Source organism: Halomonas sp. ND22Bw (assembly GCF_003011945.1).
Lineage (GTDB): Bacteria > Pseudomonadota > Gammaproteobacteria > Pseudomonadales > Halomonadaceae > Halomonas > Halomonas halophila.
In genome coordinates, this window is the sequence record NZ_PXWD01001958.1 from 1 (window position 1) to 229 (window position 229).

At 66.4% G+C, this 229-nt stretch carries 1 protein-coding gene; it reads left to right on the forward strand.

What is annotated here, in order from left to right; translation table 11 throughout:
- Positions 1–3: 3 nt before the first annotated feature.
- Positions 4–229 (forward strand): PAS domain-containing protein (locus tag CVH10_RS25140; RefSeq protein ID WP_369336048.1); only part of this gene is annotated, 226 nt, incomplete at its 3' end.

Here is a 229-nt window from a genome sequence, read left to right on the forward strand (position 1 = left end):
CGCCTGGAGGACAGGCCGCCTAGCCAGGTCGTAGGTCGGTCACATTGGGACGTTTATCCGGGTTCCGAACACAAGCCCATCGGGCGGATGTACCTGCGCGCCATGTGCGAGCGCGTCTCGCTCACGATGGAGCACCGCTACGTCTGGCCAGACGGACACGGGGCCTGGCTGGAGGTGCGCGCCTACCCGCATCCCGAAGGCTTGGCGCTGTTCTACCGCGACGTGACTG